The organism is Solimonas sp. SE-A11, assembly GCF_030345715.1.
Classification (GTDB): domain Bacteria; phylum Pseudomonadota; class Gammaproteobacteria; order Nevskiales; family Nevskiaceae; genus Solimonas_A.
The window spans coordinates 1-19,172 of record NZ_JAUASX010000022.1; the positions used below are offsets into that span (position 1 = coordinate 1).

The window sequence follows — 19,172 nt, forward strand, 5'->3', positions numbered from 1 at the left end:
CCGCTTCCTTCAGAAATCCGATGATCTGCTCTTCCGAATACCGCTTCTTCACGTCCGACCTCCTGGGGTCTTGGGTCGGACTCTAAACCACGGTGCTACTCAATTTTGGGGTAACGTCGCAGCATCCATGAATCGGCCCGCGACGTGGCACGTCAAATTGCGAAGACGTCAGCGTATCGACGATCACGCCGCGAGCGGAAGAAGGTCGAGATGCTCTTTGCGCACCTCAAGCGAATCCTGAAGCTCGATCGGCTGCGCCTGCGCGGCCTGACTGGCGCAAACGACGAATTCACCCTAGCCGCGACGGTGCAGAACCTTCGCCGCCTGGCCAAGCTGATGCCGCAAGGTCCGCCTCTCAGGATAGGTGTCTGTGCTTGATGCGAAAACCCTGAGAAACGGCCACAAAGGAGGCCAACGAAGCACGCTGAAGAGGGGCTGATCCGCAGGATCGCCAAAAGCGGCGATGCCCGGGGACGGCTACCCATCGCCACCGCCGGAGTTTTTCAACAGAATTTGCCAACTGCCGCCTTTCGAGAGTGACTGCTACCGGCAGCGCAGCGGTTCAGGCGCGGCCGAGCGCGGCGAGGCCGTCACCTGGAACCGCTTGTTAGCTGCGAACTTATGGTCGCTCATATGATGTCCGCGACACCCACGCGGAGAGCCATGCTAAGCCAACAATCGCAGCGGCCGGGACGAGGTAAGAGAAAGCCAGCCGTTCTATGGCCATTTTTCGCTCCCAGCCTCGAATGAACTCTTCAGCGGTTTGAGCTTCATGTGCCGGGAACGAGCTAAGGAGAAAGATGTTGCTTCGGGCAGGAAAGGCCAACTCAAACAGCACGTGCGCGGTAAGTAACAGCCACCAAGCCATTGCCAGTGCAAAGCCAATCCGAAGTGTGTGGGTCATGTTGCGAGCACCTGACAGCAAGTAGGCGGAGAGATGTCCGCGTATGCATTGTTACGGACTATTCGTTGGGCACGCGTATCGATTTGCCTTCTTTCACCTGCATTCGAGGGCTGTCCGCATAACAAATTACTAGGCGCCCCCCTTTCCAGTCGTACTACTCCCCGTTTGCCCTGCACTGACAGGGTAATCTAACCTTAGTTCTCGGGGCGAGTTCTAGCGGCACTTTCGGAGGGGGTATGGAAAAGTGGATTGTGCCTGCCATAGTAGCGGCGCTCTTCTATTTCATTATCCTAGAACCAGAATATCTGGAGCCTCGGCGGCGTCAGCAGGAGGAGGCGAAGTGCTTACGAACTCCTTCGTGTCAGGACATGAACGCCCGCATTGAGTCCGACTTTAGCGAGTCTGGAATCGCACGTTCGACCACTGGCAAGGTGTACTACAAGGGAAACGAATGCTCTGGCGATTGCGTGGAGTTCATCCGCGGATACGAGGCTGCCTCCTCCCTTGGGATGACGCAGGAAGATGCTTGCCACCGACCAACCCTTAGTCAAAGCAACACGGCAGGCTGCGTCGCTGCGGTAGAAGATCGCATGGCGGAGATTGAGGCAAATGTCGAAGCCCGATATGAACAAGACTGATCTCATGTGAGCGCAGGGGCGCGTCGTAAGCAACGACAGCCTAGTCCTCGATGATTACATCGAGGCTGCCACCTTGTACATGCACAAGGGGTAGCGACTTGAGGATTCTTGACCTTGCCTCCTGTCGTTGCGAAGCGTCAGCCATGTCGCGAAGCTCACGGAGATCGCCAACGGTAGGCGGAGGTCTGTGAGTGGTCATCAATTGCAGTGCTATCACCCAGACACCCACTGCAATAGCGGCAAGTACTCCCTTCGTATAATTGTCCATGGCTTCCCTAGTGTTGCCCGCTAAAACGTGACAAAAGAATGCCACATCTGGGCCAAGGACAGTTGCAATGCCCGGCAGACTCGCCAATGAGCGGTTCATCTCGTTTGCACATCTGCGTGTACGAGTCTGTGGTCGTCGACAACATCCTGGCGGACCTGCATCGGCGCCTCGACTCGGCTGCGGATTGGTGCGGAGCGAGGCGAACGGTCACTGGATATCTACTAGACCGATCCAGCTTCATCAGCCAAAGGACGGCCCGCCGCAACCCTGCCGCCGGGAAGCATCGTATCGCTCTTCATGCGCCAGCAGCGCCCAGATGGTCTGGGCGTCCTTGTTGGCCAGCGCGACCGCCGCGACGTTGCGGCTGCGCCGCCTCATGACCTGGACAGGCCAGAGGCGTTCGGCATCCTTGGCGGACGCGCAGTGATGCAGGACCGAGCGGGCACTCCGTCTCCGACGGCGCCCAACGCCTATTAGCTAGTCTTTGCGCCCTCATGCATAGATGCCCCATGACGCGTCGAGAATCTCTATCAATTCACCGACATTAATTGTCGCCGACGCATGTGCCATCGAGCCACGGATTAGCCATTCAAAATCGCAACCTGCCCGTGAGAGCCCAACGAACTGCAAAAAATAGAAGCATTACAAGAACTGGAAAGACGAAAGCCGCTATCCATGAATTGACTACTGACCTTGAATAGCGAGCCATTCTTCGATGTGCCTCCGCCAAGGCCGCCGCTTGAGTTGGCGAAAGATGCTGGCTTTGCTTTTCCTCAAACTGAACTAGGGCGCTACTGAATTCCCGATGATGGTAAGAAGAATAGGCCCCGTATGCCCCGAAGCTTAAGAAACCAATTGCTGCAGCAAGGATGGAAAAGCGGAAGAAGATAATCTCGGCTTTCATGATCACCCCGGATTAAACGCTAAGGCCCTGGCGCCTCGAAAAAAACACCCCCTCAGATTCGGACCTGCTTTTGCAATTCCAGACTTAACCTGCGCTGAGCATCAACTTTCCCCTTCCAAGAAGCCCGCTCTTATCCACCGATATGATTTCAGAAACACATAGGCACTGAGCCAGGAACATATAACCGGACAGAAAGAGAAAAGAAGGGATTCACCTAGGCGCATTTTCTTACGTACTGGAACTAAGTCGTCGAAAGTCCCCGTTGGAGCAAAAGCATCGAGGAACGCGTCCGCAGACATGGGGTACTTAAGCTTGCATCTCAATGCCCCATTCCCCTCAGTCGGCCTTGCCACTTCCGCGCAATTGCGGTTTCATCATGCCGCATTCCGATGCGCCGTTGCTTCAATGAAGGTACGGCACAGATTGTCGCTTTGCTCGCTGGTAGCGGGTTTGATACGCAATCGAATAGAACCTGACGGGTGAATCAGGTTGCCTGAGGGTGATTCATTCGCATGACCAAGGCCCGTGTCTGGGGTGACCGGTTTGCGGCTGACATTCGAAAACCCGCAACTTCCGCTTCGGGCTGTTTGCCGACAGTCATATCTGGCGATTCGTCTCCCGCGAACTCATGCGCTAGCGCCGGCACATGACTCGGCCATCAGTTGCCCGTGCTGCGCGTAATGGGCCGGAGATGGCCGGATTGCCTGCCCGATATCGGCAAGCCTTTGATGCCTCTGAGTACTACGGCATTCGCCTGACGCCCCAGGACACGGAACTCCACCCCCATCAACGGTTTCCAAACCCTGGAGATGGCGCAATACTGCGCCTGTGTCCCATCGCCCGGAGACCTGCATGGCCAGCTACCAGCACATCCTCGCCGCGGTTGACCTGGACCCGCTCGGAGAGCGGGTCCTGCGGCGCGCGCAGGACATGGCGCGCCTGTTCGGGGCGCGGCTCACCGTCCTGCACGTGGTCGAATTCATTCCCATGGACAGCGGCGACGCGCTGATGATCGCTACCCCCGACCTCAACCGCCAGCTCGTCGAGCAGGCGCAGCAGCAGGCGGAGGACCTCTGCAGCCGCTGCGAGGTACCGCGTGAGCAGCTGATGGTGCAGCAGGGCTCGGCGTCGGCGGAGATCAAGCGTCTGGCCAAGGAACGTGCGGTGGACCTGGTGGTGATCGGCCACCACCCGCGCCGCGGCCTCGCCACGCTGTTCAGCCATACCGATGAGCACGTGGTGCAGCGCGCACCCTGCGACGTGCTCGCGATCCGCCTGCCCGACGAAACCTGAACAGGCTCTAGATCGGCTGTAGGGCTTGCGGCTGGATCAGCTGCAGAAACTCGTCCATCTGCTGCCCCGGCAGCAGGGCCTCGCCGCAGAAGTGGCCGGCACCAACGCTGGCCAATGCCGCCAGTTGAGCGGCCGAGTCCACGTCGCGCACCAGCAGTTCCAGGCCCATCTGCCGCGCCAGCACCGACAGCGCGCCCTGCCCCAGGCCCGACAGTCCGGCACCTGCCACCAGCAGGCTCAGCGGCGGCGAGCCGTCGGGGATAGCGGGGATGATGGTGTCGGCATGCAGGGCGAAACGCAGGCCGCGGCGGACCAGGGCGGGCACCGCATCGTGCAGCGCCAGCGGCTCGTCCACCGACGTCTTCAGCACCAGCACGAGTTGCGCCGGTGCGATGCGGAAGCGGTCGATCAGGTCGGCGGCATAGAGACCGAAGTCGGCGGTACGCAGCTGGAAGGCGGAGATCTCGACCAGCAACGGCGGCATCGCGCGCTCGCGGCGCGCGGCTTCCGCCAGCAGTTCGCAGGCGCGGTAGATGCACCACAGTTCCAGGTCGGCACGCACGCCCGCTTGCTGCGCCGCCAACCCGGCCTCGTCCTCGCCGATCAGGCCGTGGCGCGAGTGCTGCCAGTCGTAGCGCAGCAAGGCACCGGTGACGGCGCCGCCCTGTGCCGCAATCACCGGCTGCAGGCGCGCGCGGAACTGGTTGAGGGCGATGGCGGTATGGACCTCGCGCTGCAGTTCCAGTCGGCGCCGGCGCTCCGGCGCCAGGTCGGCCTCGAACAGGTGGTAGCGCGCGCGGCCGGCCTGCTTGGCCTGGTACATCGCCGAGTCGGCGTAGCGCAGCAGGCCCTCGGTGTCGGTCTCCACCAGCGGATACAGCGCGATGCCGATGCTGGGCGTGACCGGCAGCGACAGGCCGTCCACAAGCAGCGGCGCGTGGAAGCTGTCGAGGACCTTCTGCGCCAGGCGGCCGGCGTCCTCGCGGGTGCGCAGGCCCTGGGCCACGATCACGAATTCGTCGCCGCCCAGGCGTGCCACCGTGTCGGCATTGCGCAGCCCCTGCTTGAGTCGCTCCGCCGCGGCGCGCAGCACGCGGTCGCCGGTCTCATGGCCATGGCGATCGTTGATCGGCTTGAAGCGATCCAGGTCGATGAAGAAGACGCCCACCATTCGGGCATTGCGCGCGGCCGACAGCAGCGCCTGGTCCAGGCGGTCCTTCAGCACGGTCCGGTTCGGCAGGCCGGTGAGCGCATCGAAGTGCGCCAGCTGGTGCAGCCGCTCCTCCGCCGCCTGGCGCTCGCTGATGTCGGCGACGATCGCCATGAACACCGGCGGCTCCTCCTCGCGCGAGAAGTTGAGGCGCACCTCCACCGGGTAGCTGCTGCCGTCGGCACGGCGGTGGCGGCAGCGGTAGCTGAGATGGCCGGTATCGCCACCGCGCAGGCGCGAGAGATAGGACTGGAACATCGCCGCGTCCAGGTCCTCGCTGATCTGCAGCGGGCTCATCTCGGTCAGCTGCTCCAGGCTGTAGCCGAGATTGCGCTGCGCACCGCGGTTCACTTCCAGGAAATACAGCGTCTGCGCGTCGAAGATGTAGATTTCTTCCATCGCGCTGTCGAGCAGTCGCCCAAGGCGCGAGGCCAGGTTCTCGCCACGCAGGCGCTCGGTGATGTCTCGGATGATCACCACCAGGCCGGAGCTGTCGTCCACGCTCATCGGCTGCACCCACAGCTCCACCGGGAAGGTGGTGGCGTCCTTGCGCCAGCCCACCACCTTGGGCAAGTGGGCCGCGGGCCGTGCACCGATGTAGTCGCCGATGCGCACGCCCGGAGTATTGAGGAACGGTACCGGCATCAGCTTGGTGACGGTGACGCCGGCCATCTCGTCGCGCGAGTAGCCAAACATGCGCTGCGCACGCGCGTTGGCGGAGCGCACCACGCCGGCCGGATCGGTGGTCAGCAGGCCTTCATCGAGATGGTCCACCACACTCTGTGAAAGACGGGCCTCGCGGCGCAGTGCCTCGGTCTGGCGGGTGGCGACGGTCAGGTCGCGGAACAGCATGGCCGCACCGTCGATCACGCCGTCGGCGTCGCGCAGCAGGCAGGCCATCACCTCCACCGGGCGAACCTCACCGCCGCGGGTGCGCAACGAGCAGGGCTGCGGCGGTAGGTCCTCGCCCTCGCGCAGGCAGCGCTCCACCGGAGTGACTTCGGGGATGCCGCTCTCGCCCAGGGTGTGGAATACGGTGTAGGCCGGCCGGCCTTGCGCCTCGGCGGCGCTCCAACCGGTCAGGCGCTCGGCCGCGGCATTGGCATAGCGGATCCGCGCATCGCGCCCCACCAAGAAGATCGCGTACTGCAGGCCGTCCAGGGCACGGCCGACACGCTCGCGAAGGTTCTCGGTCACCTGCCAGGCCAGTTCGGGCGGCAGACGGCCCACCAGGCTCCGGTGCATGTCCAGCCGGCCGGACCAGTCCACCGAGGGCCGCAGGTAGCGGCGCAGTGCGTGGCCAAAACCGGCGAGCAGCAGCAGGCCCGCCAGCATCTGCAGGCGAGCGCCGCGGCGCAGCGCCTCGACCGCGGGGTCGGAAACGCGATGCGCCCCGCTGAACAGCCGGAAGCGGAAGATGTAGCCGGAGGCCTCGGCTCCGGCGAGCGCGGATAGCCGCTGGCTGTCTTCATGGCTCAGCAGGGCATACAGCAGGCTGCGGATCTGGCGGCGCAGCACGGCGGGAAACGGCAGGTCCAGGGCGTCGTAGACGCCGCGGCGCAACAGCAGGTTGCCGCGAGCGTCGGAAACCGCGATCTGCGCAAAGCCGGAGCCGGGGGTCTTGAGCAGCTCGTCGATGCGGCTGCCGAGCCCCCGGTCAGCCGGCCAGGCGGCTGCCAGGGGCAGGAGTTGCTGCAGGACCGGTCCGGCGGCGCGCAGCTCACGAGCACGCTGCAGTGACTCACCGCGCCATTCCTGCGCCAGGCCGGCCAACAGCAGTAGGCCGGCGGCGGCGGCACCGGCCAGCAGCGAGCCGGTGACCCAGGGCTGCCGGGCGTTGCTGGCGTTCATCGGCTTCGGGGCGGCCACGCGGACCGGGTCAGCCAGCCCGGCTTACTGGTTGGCGAATTTCTCGCGGTCCAGGTGCTCGGGGATCGGGTATTCGAAGCTCTTCAGGTAGCGCCCGTAGACACGGTCGGCCACCTCGCCGGGCAGCGAGGCCGGCGTGGGGCTGGCGGCATTGCCGCCGGCCTGCAGATCCAGCCAGGCACGGCTTTCGTCGCCATGCGCCGGCACGGTGGCCGCCGGGGCGGCTTCCGCGGCGGGGACTTCCTGTTCCTGGGCCTGCACCTGCAGCGCCGGAACGGCCAGGGCCAATACGATCAGCAGTTTCTTCATTTCACACCTTGGCTCGTCGCCACGCGGCTGGAAAGGTTTTGCGCCTGCCGGCGCAGGCTGGCCAGGCTCTTGTCATCGACACCGCCGGCCGCGGCCACGCGCTTCACGCCGGCCTCGTCGCGCGACAGGATCAACAGCACGATCAGGTTGTTGCGCGCCTTGTTCTGCCCAGGCTCGAGCTCCACCGCCGTAGCGAACTCCGTCAGGGCCTCGCGGTAACGGCCGCCGGACATCAGGGCATAGCCTAGATCGTTTCGCATCTCGGCGCTGGTCGGCTGCCGCTGGACGGCTTCGCGCAGGTACTGGACGGAAGCATTGAGATCGCGCGGCGCGTACAGCAGTCCGAGGCCTCGATAGGACTGCGCGGCATAGCGGCTGCGCAGCAGTTGCCGGTAGAGCTTCTCGGCCTCTGCGGCCTGCCCCAGGCTGCGCCGTGCTTCGGCTTCCAGGAAGCGCAGTTCATCGTTGTTGCCGCCCTCGCGCTGCTGCTGCTGGATATGGGCCAGCGCGGCGTAGTACTGCTCCTGGGCGATCAGGGCGCGGATCACGTCGGCGTACACCGCGCGGCCGGACTTCTCCTCATCCAGCGAATCGGGCTCCGCAGGCTTGGATGACGACTGACCGCCCGACGGACGCAAGCCCACGTCACGCCCGGACTGGCCTGAGCCGGACGCGCAGCCGGCCAGCGCGACGAGGCAGAGCCCCGCCAGGGCGCGGCGCGCGATTGCGGCGGGCATTGACACGTCAGCGGGCATTGACGTCGCCCAGCGCCTTGATGATCGAGGAAAAGGCCGGACCCGCGACGAAGATCATCAGCGCGGGGAAGAAGAACAGCACCATCACCACGGTCATGCGGCCGGAGATCAGGTTGACCTTCTCGCGCGCATCCAGGGTGCGGCGCTCCTCCAGCACCGACAGCACTTCCATCAGTGGCTGGCGGATTTCACCGCCGTAGCGGTCCACCTGGCGCAGCACGCCCAGGACGCTGACCAGGTCGGACACGCCCAGCAGGTCGCCGACGTTCTTCAGCGATTCGGACAGGTCGCTGCCCGCCTCGATCTGGCGCAGCAGGATCTCGAACTCGCGGCCCAGCTCAGGCAGCACGCCGCGGCTGTCGCGCACCAGGCTGGCGAAAGCCTGGCGCGTGGACAGGCCAGCGTCAAACAGCATGGCCAGCAGGTGGATGAACAGCGGCACCTCGCGCTTGATGCGGTTCTGGCGCGAGCTCGCGGCGCTGCGCAGGACCCAGCGCGGCACCAGGAACGACAGTGCCGCGGCGACGAAGGCGGCGAGCGCGGTGTACATCAGCTTCTTTTCCGCCGGACCCAGTAGCCAGAACGCCAGGACCAGGCCGGCCATCACCAACGGCAGGACGGTCTGGAAGGAGTACCAGGCGATGCGAGCGCTGGCGCTGCGCCAGCCGGCCTGCAGCAGCAGGCGCGCGGACTCGCCCTCTTCGTCCACCATGGACTCGAGGCTCTTGCCGCCGCGCACCATCGCCTGCAGCAGCGGGCGATCCTTCTGCTCCAGCTCGTCCACCGGCGCCGCCTCGGGCGAGAGACGCCGCTTCAGCACGGCCTCGTTGCGCGAGAACACCGTGACGAAGATCACCGCCAGGATGGCCAGCACGGCGACCAGGATGCCGCCCGCGACCAGGGCTGCGAAGACTTGCGGGCTCATGCACCGTCCTCCACCGAGCGCATCATCTTGAAGATGACGCCGATACCGATGAGCTGCATGACGATGGAGCCGATCAGCATATTGCGTCCGCCCGGATCGACCCACATCTGGCTGTAGTACCCCGGATTGCGCAGCACGATCACCAGCACCAGCACGATGGGCAGGGCGCACAGCACCATCGCCGAGAAGCGGGTTTCCGCCGTCAGCGCGCGCAGCTCGCGCGCCGCCATGTCACGGGTACGGATCGCCTGGATCAGGCTGCGCAGGATGCTGCGCAGGCTGCCGCCAAACTTGCGGTTCACCGAGGCCGCCAGCGCCAGTACCTTGAGGTCGGCGATCTTGTGCACCTCGCCGGCCTCGTAGAGCACGGTCTCGATCGGCGCGCCCAGGCGGACCTGGCGCCCCACGGACATGAACAGCGGGCGGATCGGCTCCGGGCTCTCGCGGGCGGCCGAGGCGAAGGCTTCTTCCAGCGTGTTGCCGGCAGACAGGATGCGGATGGCCGACTCCAGGAAGTCCGGCAACTGCTCGACGATCTTGTTGCGCCGCGCGGCGGCGCGACGGGTCAGGAACAGCCAGCCGAACAGCAGCAGCACCGCCACCAGGATGCTGCCGCCGAACCAGCCGAAGGCGATCAGCGCCGCGGGGACCAGCAGCACCATCACCAGCAGGATGCGTCCCACGGTGGATGGATCGAGTTCCACGCCCGTGCGCCAGATCAGATGGCAGGCCCAGCGCAGCACCGGATTGGCGATATGGCTGTTGCCCTTCAGGCTCGGCGCCGCCAGAACGGCGTCGTCGACGTCGCCGCTGCCGGAGGCGCGCAGGCGCAACTGCACCTCTTCCTGGCGCTCGCGCTGGCCGGCGCTGATGAACAACCAGACCGCACCTGCCACCAGCAGCAAGGCCAGCAGGAAGATCGCGATGGAGACATTCACAGTGTCGCCCCCCGGAGATCGCGATGCAGGCCGCTTTCTACGTCGTAGCGGAACACATCGCGGAGAATGAGATCCTGGCCCTTGGCGCCGACCACCTCGGTCACCGACATCAGGCGGCGGTGTCCGCTGGGCAGGCGCGCGACATGGACCAGCAGCTGGATCGCGGAAGCAACCTGCGCGCGGAAGGCCACTTCCGAGCCGTTGTAGCCGGCAAAGCCGGCCAGCAGTTCCAGTCGGTGCACGGCATCGTAGGTGCTGTTGGCGTGGATCGTGGTCATGGAGCCGTCATGGCCGGTGTTCATGGCCTGCAGCATGTCCAGCACCTCGTCGCCGCGGACTTCGCCGACGATGATGCGATCGGGGCGCATGCGCAAGGCATTGCGTACCAGGTCGCGCGCGGTCACGGCACGCTCGCCTTCGAGATTCGGGGGGCGCGTTTCCAGGCGCACCACGTGCTCGTGCTCCAGCCTCAGCTCGGCGGCGTCCTCGACCGTGAGGATGCGCTCGCCCGGCGGGATCCACTGCGACAGCAGGTTGAGGAAGGTGGTCTTGCCCGAGCCGGTGCCGCCGACCACGATCAGGTTGGTGCGGTTGGTGACGCGCTGCCTGAGATAGTCCAGCGCCTCGCGCGAGACCGAGCCCGAGCGGATCAGGTCCTCGGCCGTCAGCGCGGACTTGCGGAACTTGCGGATCGAGATGCAGGGACCGTCCAGCGCGATCGGCGGGATGATGGCGTTGACGCGCGAGCCGTCCGGCAGCCGCGCGTCCACCATCGGGTTGGACTCGTCGATGCGGCGTCCGATCGGCGCCAGGATGCGCTGGATCACACGCACCACGTGCGCATTGTTGAAGAAGCGCACCGGCGCGATGCCCAGCCGCCCCTCGCGCTCCACGAAGATGCGGTCCGGACCGTTGACCACGATATCGTTGACGGTGTCGTCGTCCACCAGGCCCTGGATGGGCCCGAAACCCATCAGCTCGTCCTTGGCGTCCTTGGCCAGCGCCTCGGACTCGCGCTGGTTGATCGGCAGACGCTGCTCCACCACGTAACGCTTCAGGGCGTCGGTGACAAAGCGCTCGATGCGCGGCGCATCCCAGTCGTCGAAGTCGAGGTTGCGTTCCTCGATCTGCTGGATCAGGTGGCGGTGGAAGTTGTTCTTGACCTGCTGGTACTGGTCCGACAGGCGGAACCGGAACAATGCGGGATCGGCGCTCATGCCACCTCTCCTGCGAAGCCGTTGCCGGCAGCGTCTGCGGCGATGAGTGTCAAGTGCAGGAGCGTCATGCCGTCACCGGAGCGCCGCGCTAGCTGAACAGCTTGCCGAGCAGCCCGCCGGCACGGACGGGCGCTGCCGCGGCGCCGCCGCTGAGCAGGGCCTGTGCCAGCAGGCGCACGTCTTCGCAGAAGGCATCCTTCGGCGCCACCGTGAACAGGGGCTCGCCGGCATTCATCGCCTGGATGCGGGCGTTGCCGCTGCTGGCCAGCGTGCCGGCCAGCGGGATATCCAGCAGCTCGGCGAGATTCTCGGGCTCCAAGCCCAGGCGCTTCTGGTACTGATCCACCACCAGCGCGGTGCGATCCAGCGGCGTGTCCTCCAGGCGCAGCGCGCGCAGCAGGTACTTGTTGTGGCGCGACATGATGATGGACTGGTTCGACAGCAGCAGCGTGCGGTCGGACTGCGACACCACGGCGCGCAGCCCGTCCAGGGGCTGCAGGCCGTCCAGCGCCACCACCACGCAGCCGAACAGGCCGCGCATCACCTGCAGCAGCTTGCTGAACTCGTCGATGTTGATCTGCGGCCGGCCCACCAGGTCCTCCGGCAGGCTCAGCACGTAGATGCCGCTGGCATGGCGCGAGAAGGCCGTCTCCACCAGCGTCTGGTCGGCGCGGTAGACGTCGTTGATCGCGTCCAGGACGCTGTACGACTGGTTGATGTTGAGGAAGATGGTGCCGGCGCCGGCGGGCATCGCCACGTCGACCAGCAGCACCCGCTCGTTGGCTGGAATCTGCTTGGCCAGGGCCAGCGCAAGGTGGCCGGCGACAAAAGCCGTCTCCGGCAGGGAATTGGAGGACAGCACCGAGAACAGCTTGCCCTGCTTCTGCTGGGTCTTGGCCACCGTGGTGGTCCGGCGCAGCAGCTTGGCCATCAGCGCGGCGACGTTGGCCTCGTCACGGCGCAGCACGAAGAAGTCGCGGGCGCCGGCACGCATGGCGGCCAGCACGATGTCGGGGCTGTTCTCGGCGGCACCCAGGCCCGCGGCCGGCACTTCCGGCATGCGGTCCATCAGGCGCTCCACCATGGCGACGCGGGTCTCCACGTTGGCCGCGTCGAACTGGAAGAACACGATGTCGACGCGCCCCAGCATCTGGATGCGCTCGATCAGGTCGTCGGCGTCCAGCGGACGCAACAGGGAGAAATCGGTGCTCTGGCCGGCCGCATTCTGCAGCCAGCTCACATACACCGGATCATCGGCAACGACCACAGCCTGGGTTTTCATCAAAGACATCCGCCCACTGATAACTCCTTGATTCTAGTGCAAAGCCCGCAGGCCCGGCCGTCAGGACGGCCTGCGGTCACACCATCCACCGACTCGACCCTGGGGCCTAGCGGCTGAATCCCGTTTCCGTGCTCGCGTCCTCGAAGAACAGCTGCCCGGAGCGCGGCTGGTAGCCGTCATACTTCGAGCCCGGCAGCGGCGGCAGCTGCACTTCGCGTGCCAGCGGCCGCACCAGCCGCGGCGTCACCACCATGACCAGTTCCTTTTCCTCGCGGGTCATCTCGGTCGCGCGGAAGAAGGCACCCAGGATCGGCAGCTGTCCCAGCCAGGGCACCTTGTCGACATTGCGGCGCAGGTTGCTGCTGATCAGGCCTGAGATGACAAAACTCTCGCCGTCGCCCAGCTCGATCATGGTCTCCGTGCGACGCACCAGCAGCGCCGGCACCGTCACGCCGCCGCTGGTCACGCCGGCGTTGAAATCCAGGTCGCTGACTTCCGGCGCCACCTTCAGGGCGATACGGTTGCGCGCCAGGACCGTCGGCGTCAGCGCCAGGCGGACGCCGAATTCCTTGTACTCGATGGTGATGCTGCTGCTGCCGCCACCGCTGCTGCCGCCGCCCTGCACCACCGGGATCGGGAACTCGCCGCCGACCAGGTAGGTGGCGGTCTGGCCGGACATCGCCACCAGGGTCGGCTCCGCCAGGGTGCGGGCCAGGCCCTTGCCCTCGAGCATGCTCAGGGCGCCCAGCAGCTTCGAACTGGCGCTGTCGATGACCAGGTTGAAGGCCTCGTTGAAGGGATTCAGCACCGAGGTCTCGGTCTGGTTCAGCGTCGGGCTGGAGCCGGGGTTGCCGAACACCGCGCGGGTCTTGCCGCCGGTATAGATCGCGTTGAAGCCGAAGCGCTGCGCGGTGGAACGGCTGATCTCAGCGATCTTGACCTGGGTCTGCACCTGCGTTTCCAGGGCCACGTCGCTGCCGTCGGTGATCTCGCCATCCTTGGGCACGGACGCCGCCAGCTTGGCGCGGCGATGGGCCGTCAGGTTGGGCAGCCGGCCGGTGACGCCCTGGCCAGGGTTGACCTGCGCCTGAGCCAGGTCCGGGTCGCTCTGGACCGCGGCCGAGGTCGGCTGCCGGGGCGGCACCACCTGCACGCGGAACTCGCGCGGGTACTTCGCGCCGCGATTCCACACCGTCAGGCTGGTTACGCCGATCTTCTTGCCGTTGACCAGCACGTCGTGCAGGCCACCGACGGTGACATCGGCGATGGCCGGATCGCCGGTCGCCACGCGGCTGACCGCCTGGGTGTCGCGGATGATCTTGTGCAGTCCCAGTTCAACGGTGATCCAGGTCGCGTTGCCCTGCGCCGGAGCCTGCAGCGGCAGCGCCAGCAGCAGGGTGGAGAACAGCGCCATGACCATCTTCTTGTAAGTCTTCATCGGTCCGGTCCCTTATTGCACGATCACAGTCTGCGTGTTGGAGCCGCGAATCACCTGGACCTCCGGCCCCTTGGGCTGGTCCTGCCGGCGCATGGTGGTACCTGGCTTGGCCAGCTGGCCCAGCGCCCAGGTGGGCACGTCCTCGGGCTTGGGGTCGGCCGCGGGCAGCTCGGCGGTTTCCGCCTGCTCCTTGGCCAGGCCGTGCAGCGCCAGCCTCAGGTCGCCGGCGCTGTCGCCGAGCAGCAGCTTGGTCACGTCCTTGTTGGGCACGGCGAGCACCGCGGTGCGACGGCCGTCGCGGCGCTGCTTCTCCTGCTGCTTTTCGCCGTCCTGCGCCTCGCCCCCCTCGGGGCGGTCGATGATCAGGTCCTGGTAGGCCAGCACGCGCACGTTCTGCAGCAGCACGCGGCTCTGCGGCTGGTCGATGTTGCCGCCGCCGCCCAGGTACAGCAGTACATCGACCATGTCGCCGGGCTGCACGAAGCCACCCACCGCGATCACGTCGGAAATCTCCACCGACACGGCCTTGTGGCCCTCGGGGATCGAACGGGCCAGGATGCTGCCCTCGGTGAAGTAGCGCTGCGTGACCGGCGCACCGGTGTCGATGTCGACCAGCGGCGTCTTGCCCACCACGTCATCGAGCGTGGAGAACGGCTTGACCGGCGCCACCGAGACCGGGACCAGGGCGATGGCGTCGCGCTGGATCGGCTCGTAGGCCAGCAGCGGCTTGGTGGCGACCACCACGAGCGTCTGCTTGGCCTTGGCCTCGTCGGCCGCTTGCTGGCGATCCTGTTCCGCCTTCTCCGCCTGCTCGGCCTTCTCGGCGAAGCTGCGGCTGTATTGGTAACCCGCGGCGGCGAGTATGACCGCCAGAAGAACAGCGACGACCGCAACGATCTTGAGCGTAGTGCTGCTCATGAGCCCCCCTACGATGAACGACATGGAAACAACTGCAGCTTACATCGGCAACCGCTCCCGCGCGAAGGCCGGGAGGCAACGGTCGAATCCAGCCGATCTCCGGCGGATCCGCCCTTCAGAACCAGTCTGTTATGGGCAACAGCAGCGGGCCAGCCGCGAGCTCCGCGCAGAACGCCAGCGCGAAGGCGCCAGCGGCCGGAAAACGCGCCTTGCGATCCCCGGCGAACAGGCGCAGCCAGGCCAGCGCCAGCAGGCCGAGTGCCAGGCCCGTCAGCAACAGCATGTCTAGCGTGCGTCCCAGCCCCAGCAACAGCGCCAGGCAGGCCGCGAACTTGACGTCTCCGGCGCCCATGCGCCCCAGCGCATAGCCCGGCAACAGCAAAAGGAAGACCACCGCCAGCCCGGCCAGGGAGGACAGCACACCGGCCCCCAGCAGTCCGCGGCCGTTCACCAGCAGCGCCAGCAAGGCGACGACCAGCAGCGGCAACAGCGCCAGATTGGGCACGCGACGCGTGTAGACATCGTAGGCCCCGATCAGCAGGGCCCACACGCCAACCGTGATGGCCAAGGCAAGAATCCCTAGAACAGATGGCGACCCCGTGAAACCTCAAGCCCGCGGGACATCGCGGAGCGGCGGGGTTGGCTGTATTGCTAACTAAAGACGGGCTGCACCGGAGTGCAGCCCGTCCGTGTAACGCCCCCGCGATTACTTCTGCGCGTTGGTCAGGCCATCGTTGGCCTTGTTGAACAGGTTTTCCAGGCCGTTGCCGAGGAAGCCCAGCACGACGATGATCGCCACGGCGATCAGACCGATGATCAGGCCGTACTCGACCGCGCTCGCGCCTTCTTCATCACGGAGAAACTTCATCATCTGATTCATTGCAAACGCTCCAAGAGGGTGTGGTCAAGCGGCCATCTCGCGAGCCGCAGAGGTACTATGCAAGGATCGTAAGTGCCCGTCAAAGAAGCTGATTGACGCTTTCACTACCGCTCATCGGCCACTCCGAACAAGCGGCACCTGCCGGCAGACGACCGGGCCCTGGCATTGCTGTTCGCAGACGTGATCCAGGTCACATGGATTGCCTGCGATGCGCAGGGCGGCCCATCCCTACCGGACAGGGCTCGCGCGTGTGCGCGGCGTGCGGGCACCGATACAGTGCGCAGACCCGTTCCGGAGTTCCGATGCCGACATTGCTCTTCGCCTGCACGCTGTTCCTCAGCTCCGCGCTGCTGTTCGCGGTGCAGCCGATGATCTCCAAGATGGTGCTGCCGCTGCTGGGCGGCTCGCCCGGTGTCTGGAATGCCTGCATGTGCTTCTTCCAGGCCGGGCTGCTGGCGGGCTATGCCTACGCCCACCTGCTGGCGAAACGGCTGGCCTGGACCACGCAGGCAGCGCTGCACGCCTCGCTGCTGCTGCTGGCCTTCCTGTTCCTGCCGCCGGCACTGGGCCATGCGGCGCCGCCAGCCGATGGCTCGCCGGTCTGGTGGCTGCTGGGCCTGCTGGCGTTCAGCGTCGGCCTGCCGTTCTTCGTGCTGTCGGCCACGGCGCCGCTGGTGCAGCACTGGTTCTCGCGCACCCGCCATCCCGATGCCCGCAATCCCTACTTTCTCTACGCCGCGAGCAACGCCGGCAGCCTGCTGGCCCTGCTGGGCTATCCCCTGGTGATCGAACCCCAGTGGGACCTGGGGCAGCAGGGCCTGGCCTGGTCTGCCGGATTCATGCTGCTGGGCCTGGCGCTGGCCGCCTGCTTTGCCGCGGCGTACCGGCAGCGCAGCGACGACAACGGGGCGCCGGCGACCGAGGCCGAGGCCCCCGCCGTGTCCGGCCGGCTGCGCCTGCAATGGCTGGCGCTGTCCTTCCTGCCGTCCAGCCTGCTGCTGGGGGTGACGACCTTCATCACCACCGACCTGGCCTCCACCCCACTGCTGTGGGTGATCCCGCTGGCCCTGTACCTGACCACCTTCATCCTGGTGTTCGCACGGCGCCCGCCGCTGCCGCATGAATGGACGCGCCGCGCGCTGCCGCACTTGCTGATCCTGATCGCCCTGCTATCGCTGCTGCACATTGCCTCGGTGTGGCTGCTGGCGCTGCACCTGGCTGGGTTCTTCGTGATCACCATGGTCAGCCACGGCGAACTGGCGGCGCGGCGCCCGCCCCCCGCCCACCTGACCGAGTTCTACCTCTATATGTCGCTGGGTGGCGTGCTGGGCGGCATCTTCAACGCGCTCCTGGCGCCGGCGATCTTCTCCGGCGTCTACGAGTATCCGCTGATGCTGGCCGCCAGTTGCCTGCTGGCGGGCCAGGCCACGGCCGGCCGCCGCGCCCTGGCGCTGGACGGCCTGCTGCCGGCGCTGCTGCTGGGCGCGCTGGTACTGCTGGCCCTGGGCAGCGACGCGCTGCGCAGCCTGCTGGCCAAGGGCGGCCAGGCCGGTATCGTGCTCGCGGTGCTGGCCTTCGCCGGACTGGCGGCGCTGCTGCTGTCCTTCAGCAGCCGGCCGCTACGCTTTGCACTCGGCATCGCCGCCTGCCTGGGCTTCGCCATGGTGCGCCAGGTGCAGGGCGCACTGGAGATGGAACGGAGCTTCTTCGGCATCTACAAGGTGATCCCGGTGGAAGAAGGCCGCCGGACGGCCCTGCTGCACGGCACCACCGTGCACGGCGTCGCCAGCCGCGATCCCGCCCACTACCGCCTGCCGATGAGCTACTACGCGCCGCAGGGCCCCTTCGGCCAGCTACTGTCCGCCGATGCGGCGGGAGGTCTCGCACGCATCGGCGTGGTGGGGCTGGGCGTGGGGGCCCTCAGCTGCTACGCCAGGCCCGGACAGGCCTGGACCTTCCACGAGATCGACCCGCTGGTGGAACGCCTGGCTCGTGACACGCGCCACTTCCGCTACCTGGAAGCCTGCGGGCAGAACACTTCCGTCGTGATCGGCGACGCCCGCCTGACGCTGGAGCAGGTACCGGACGGCGGCTACGACCTGCTGGTGCTGGACGCCTACAGCTCCGACAGCATCCCGCTGCACCTGATGAGTCGCGAGGCGCTGGCGCTGTACTTGCGCAAGCTGTCGCCGCAGGGCCTGCTGGCCTTCCACGTGACCAACCGCCATCTCGACCTGATGCCGGTGCTGGCGCGCCTGGCCGGCGATGCCGGACTGGCCGGGCTGCAGCAACGCTTCAGGCCCGCGGATGAACTGCGCCGGCAGGGCGATGCTTCGGCCACCGACGTGGTGTTGCTGTCACGCGACCCGGCGAACCTGGCCCTCCTGCTGCCCGGCGGTGCCTGGCAACCCCTGGAAGGCGTGCCAGGCACGCCGCTATGGACCGACAGCTACTCCAACATCCTGGGCGTGATTCGCTGGCGCTGAGACGCCGCAGCCACCCTGCCCTCAGTGCTGCAGGTACAGCAGGCGCTTGATCTCGCGCTGGCCGCGGGTCACCGCATGCAGGATCACGCCGCAGGTGAAGGCCATCAGTGCCGACAGCATGATGCCGGTGCACAGCACCGCGGTAGGCAGGCGCGGCACCAGCCCGGTGCGGGCGTATTCCAGGAATAGCGGCAACGACAGCCCCAGCGAGGTCAACGCCAGCAGCGCCGCCACCACGCTGAAGAACAGCAGGGGCCGCTCGCTGCGGAACAGGCGCGAGATGGTCCACAGGATGCGCCAGCCGTCGGGCAGTGCGCGCAGCTTGCTGGTGGAGCCTTCCGGACGCTCCACGTAGGGACCTTCGATCTCCGCCATCGGCACCCGCAGCGACAGCGCGTGCACCGCCAGTTCCACCTCGATCTCGAAACCGGTGGCGAGCGCCGGGAAGGACTTGGCGAAGCGCCGCGAGAACACCTTGTAGCCGGACAGCACGTCGTCCATCTGGTGGCCGAACAGGTAGCCGATCAGCGAGGTGAACAGGCGGTTGCCGAACTGATGCCCGCGCCGGTAGGCCTCCGCGCCCTGCGCCAGCCGCCGGCCGTTGACCAGGTCGAGCTGCTGCGCCAGCAACGCCTCGATCATGCGCGGCGCCGATGCGGCATCGTAGGTGGCGTCACCGTCGACCAGCACGTAGCAGTCCGCCTCGACGTCGGCCAGCATGCGCCGCACGACATGGCCCTTGCCCTGGCGCCGCTCGGTGCGCACCACCGCGCCGGCGGCGGTGGCCAGGGCCACGGTGTCGTCGGTGGAGTTGTTGTCGTAGACGTAGACGACGGCGCCCGGCAGCGCCGCCAGGAAGTCGCCCACGACGCGCGCAATGGTCTCCGCCTCGTTGCGACACGGCACGAGGACGGCGATGCGGGGGCTGGAGATCATGT

Annotated in this window: 17 protein-coding genes and 1 pseudogene; 4 read left to right on the forward strand and 14 right to left on the reverse strand. The window is 66.4% G+C overall.

Annotation, left to right across the window (positions count from 1 at the left end; all coding sequences use genetic code 11):
• Nucleotides 1-117 precede the first annotated feature (117 nt).
• Together QT386_RS19680 and QT386_RS19685 are read left to right on the forward strand one after the other, a co-directional pair.
• Nucleotides 118-378, forward strand: a pseudogene (locus QT386_RS19680) (transposase); the annotation flags it as partial.
• 762 nt (nt 379-1,140) lie between these two features.
• Complete coding sequence (locus QT386_RS19685) at nt 1,141-1,542, forward strand: hypothetical protein (RefSeq protein WP_289275462.1); 402 nt, start codon at nt 1,141-1,143, stop codon at nt 1,540-1,542.
• A gap of 508 nt (nt 1,543-2,050) precedes the next feature.
• Here the strand turns inward: QT386_RS19685 and QT386_RS19690 are convergent.
• Nucleotides 2,051-2,188 (reverse strand): hypothetical protein, encoded by a 138-nt coding sequence (locus QT386_RS19690; protein ID WP_289275463.1) that lies wholly within the window; start codon nt 2,186-2,188, stop codon nt 2,051-2,053.
• Nucleotides 2,189-2,399: 211 nt separating this feature from the next.
• Nucleotides 2,400-2,714: a hypothetical protein gene (locus tag QT386_RS19695; RefSeq protein WP_289275464.1), complete on the reverse strand. Its 315-nt coding sequence runs from the start codon at nt 2,712-2,714 to the stop codon at nt 2,400-2,402.
• An 852-nt stretch (nt 2,715-3,566) separates the two neighbouring features.
• Here QT386_RS19695 and QT386_RS19700 point away from each other — a divergent pair.
• Nucleotides 3,567-4,007 (forward strand): universal stress protein, encoded by a 441-nt coding sequence (locus QT386_RS19700; RefSeq protein ID WP_289275465.1) that lies wholly within the window; start codon nt 3,567-3,569, stop codon nt 4,005-4,007.
• A 7-nt stretch (nt 4,008-4,014) separates the two neighbouring features.
• Here QT386_RS19700 and QT386_RS19705 read toward each other — a convergent pair whose 3' ends face one another.
• From QT386_RS19705 to QT386_RS19755, 11 genes are all read right to left on the reverse strand, one after another.
• On the reverse strand, nt 4,015-7,068 hold the full coding sequence (locus tag QT386_RS19705; RefSeq protein ID WP_289275466.1) for a PAS domain S-box protein: 3,054 nt from the start codon (nt 7,066-7,068) through the stop codon (nt 4,015-4,017).
• A 42-nt stretch (nt 7,069-7,110) separates the two neighbouring features.
• Nucleotides 7,111-7,395: a DUF3613 domain-containing protein gene (locus tag QT386_RS19710; protein ID WP_289275467.1), complete on the reverse strand. Its 285-nt coding sequence runs from the start codon at nt 7,393-7,395 to the stop codon at nt 7,111-7,113.
• Nucleotides 7,392-8,132, reverse strand: coding sequence for a tetratricopeptide repeat protein (locus QT386_RS19715; protein ID WP_289275468.1), 741 nt, complete (start codon nt 8,130-8,132; stop codon nt 7,392-7,394). The genes QT386_RS19710 and QT386_RS19715 overlap by 4 nt, the downstream gene beginning before the upstream one ends.
• Nucleotides 8,133-8,139: 7 nt before the next feature.
• A complete protein-coding gene (locus QT386_RS19720; RefSeq protein WP_289275469.1) occupies nt 8,140-9,075 on the reverse strand; it encodes a type II secretion system F family protein in 936 nt (311 codons plus the stop codon).
• Nucleotides 9,072-10,013, reverse strand: coding sequence for a type II secretion system F family protein (locus QT386_RS19725; RefSeq protein WP_289275470.1), 942 nt, complete (start codon nt 10,011-10,013; stop codon nt 9,072-9,074). The genes QT386_RS19720 and QT386_RS19725 overlap by 4 nt, the downstream gene beginning before the upstream one ends.
• The gene (locus QT386_RS19730; protein WP_289275471.1) at nt 10,010-11,230 is read right to left on the reverse strand and encodes a CpaF family protein; all 1,221 of its coding nucleotides are present in this window, start codon (nt 11,228-11,230) and stop codon (nt 10,010-10,012) included. The genes QT386_RS19725 and QT386_RS19730 overlap by 4 nt, the downstream gene beginning before the upstream one ends.
• An 88-nt stretch (nt 11,231-11,318) precedes the next feature.
• Nucleotides 11,319-12,512, reverse strand: a complete 1,194-nt coding sequence (locus QT386_RS19735; RefSeq protein ID WP_289275472.1) for a hypothetical protein — start codon at nt 12,510-12,512, stop codon at nt 11,319-11,321.
• A gap of 106 nt (nt 12,513-12,618) precedes the next feature.
• Nucleotides 12,619-13,950 (reverse strand): type II and III secretion system protein family protein, encoded by a 1,332-nt coding sequence (locus QT386_RS19740; protein ID WP_289275473.1) that lies wholly within the window; start codon nt 13,948-13,950, stop codon nt 12,619-12,621.
• A 12-nt stretch (nt 13,951-13,962) separates the two neighbouring features.
• A complete protein-coding gene (cpaB, locus tag QT386_RS19745; RefSeq protein WP_289275474.1) occupies nt 13,963-14,868 on the reverse strand; it encodes a Flp pilus assembly protein CpaB in 906 nt (301 codons plus the stop codon).
• A gap of 115 nt (nt 14,869-14,983) precedes the next feature.
• Nucleotides 14,984-15,436 carry a prepilin peptidase gene (locus tag QT386_RS19750; protein ID WP_289275475.1) on the reverse strand — a complete coding sequence of 151 codons (453 nt, stop codon included), beginning with the start codon at nt 15,434-15,436 and terminating at the stop codon, nt 14,984-14,986.
• Between the two features lie 138 nt (nt 15,437-15,574).
• Entirely contained in the window at nt 15,575-15,748 is a 174-nt protein-coding gene (locus tag QT386_RS19755) for a Flp family type IVb pilin (RefSeq protein WP_289275476.1), read from the reverse strand.
• Nucleotides 15,749-16,050: 302 nt separating this feature from the next.
• On the opposite strand from QT386_RS19755, the gene QT386_RS19760 reads away from it, so the two are divergent.
• Nucleotides 16,051-18,234: a spermidine synthase gene (locus tag QT386_RS19760; RefSeq protein ID WP_289275477.1), complete on the forward strand. Its 2,184-nt coding sequence runs from the start codon at nt 16,051-16,053 to the stop codon at nt 18,232-18,234.
• A gap of 21 nt (nt 18,235-18,255) precedes the next feature.
• Here QT386_RS19760 and QT386_RS19765 read toward each other — a convergent pair whose 3' ends face one another.
• On the reverse strand, nt 18,256-19,170 hold the full coding sequence (locus tag QT386_RS19765) for a glycosyltransferase family 2 protein (protein WP_289275536.1): 915 nt from the start codon (nt 19,168-19,170) through the stop codon (nt 18,256-18,258).
• Nucleotides 19,171-19,172 lie beyond the last annotated feature (2 nt).

Coding starts and splice junctions, on each gene's coding strand:
- QT386_RS19690 (WP_289275463.1), bottom strand. CDS start 2,188: ATGAGGCGGCGCAGCCGCAACGTCGCGGCGGTCGCGCTGGCCAACAAG.
- QT386_RS19740 (WP_289275473.1), bottom strand. CDS start 13,950: ATGAAGACTTACAAGAAGATGGTCATGGCGCTGTTCTCCACCCTGCTG.
- QT386_RS19700 (WP_289275465.1), top strand. CDS start 3,567: ATGGCCAGCTACCAGCACATCCTCGCCGCGGTTGACCTGGACCCGCTC.
- QT386_RS19760 (WP_289275477.1), top strand. CDS start 16,051: ATGCCGACATTGCTCTTCGCCTGCACGCTGTTCCTCAGCTCCGCGCTG.
- cpaB (WP_289275474.1), bottom strand. CDS start 14,868: ATGAGCAGCACTACGCTCAAGATCGTTGCGGTCGTCGCTGTTCTTCTG.
- QT386_RS19705 (WP_289275466.1), bottom strand. CDS start 7,068: ATGAACGCCAGCAACGCCCGGCAGCCCTGGGTCACCGGCTCGCTGCTG.
- QT386_RS19695 (WP_289275464.1), bottom strand. CDS start 2,714: ATGAAAGCCGAGATTATCTTCTTCCGCTTTTCCATCCTTGCTGCAGCA.
- QT386_RS19730 (WP_289275471.1), bottom strand. CDS start 11,230: ATGAGCGCCGATCCCGCATTGTTCCGGTTCCGCCTGTCGGACCAGTAC.
- QT386_RS19720 (WP_289275469.1), bottom strand. CDS start 9,075: ATGAGCCCGCAAGTCTTCGCAGCCCTGGTCGCGGGCGGCATCCTGGTC.
- QT386_RS19685 (WP_289275462.1), top strand. CDS start 1,141: ATGGAAAAGTGGATTGTGCCTGCCATAGTAGCGGCGCTCTTCTATTTC.
- QT386_RS19765 (WP_289275536.1), bottom strand. CDS start 19,170: ATGATCTCCAGCCCCCGCATCGCCGTCCTCGTGCCGTGTCGCAACGAG.
- QT386_RS19710 (WP_289275467.1), bottom strand. CDS start 7,395: ATGAAGAAACTGCTGATCGTATTGGCCCTGGCCGTTCCGGCGCTGCAG.
- QT386_RS19755 (WP_289275476.1), bottom strand. CDS start 15,748: ATGAATCAGATGATGAAGTTTCTCCGTGATGAAGAAGGCGCGAGCGCG.
- QT386_RS19735 (WP_289275472.1), bottom strand. CDS start 12,512: ATGAAAACCCAGGCTGTGGTCGTTGCCGATGATCCGGTGTATGTGAGC.
- QT386_RS19715 (WP_289275468.1), bottom strand. CDS start 8,132: ATGCCCGCCGCAATCGCGCGCCGCGCCCTGGCGGGGCTCTGCCTCGTC.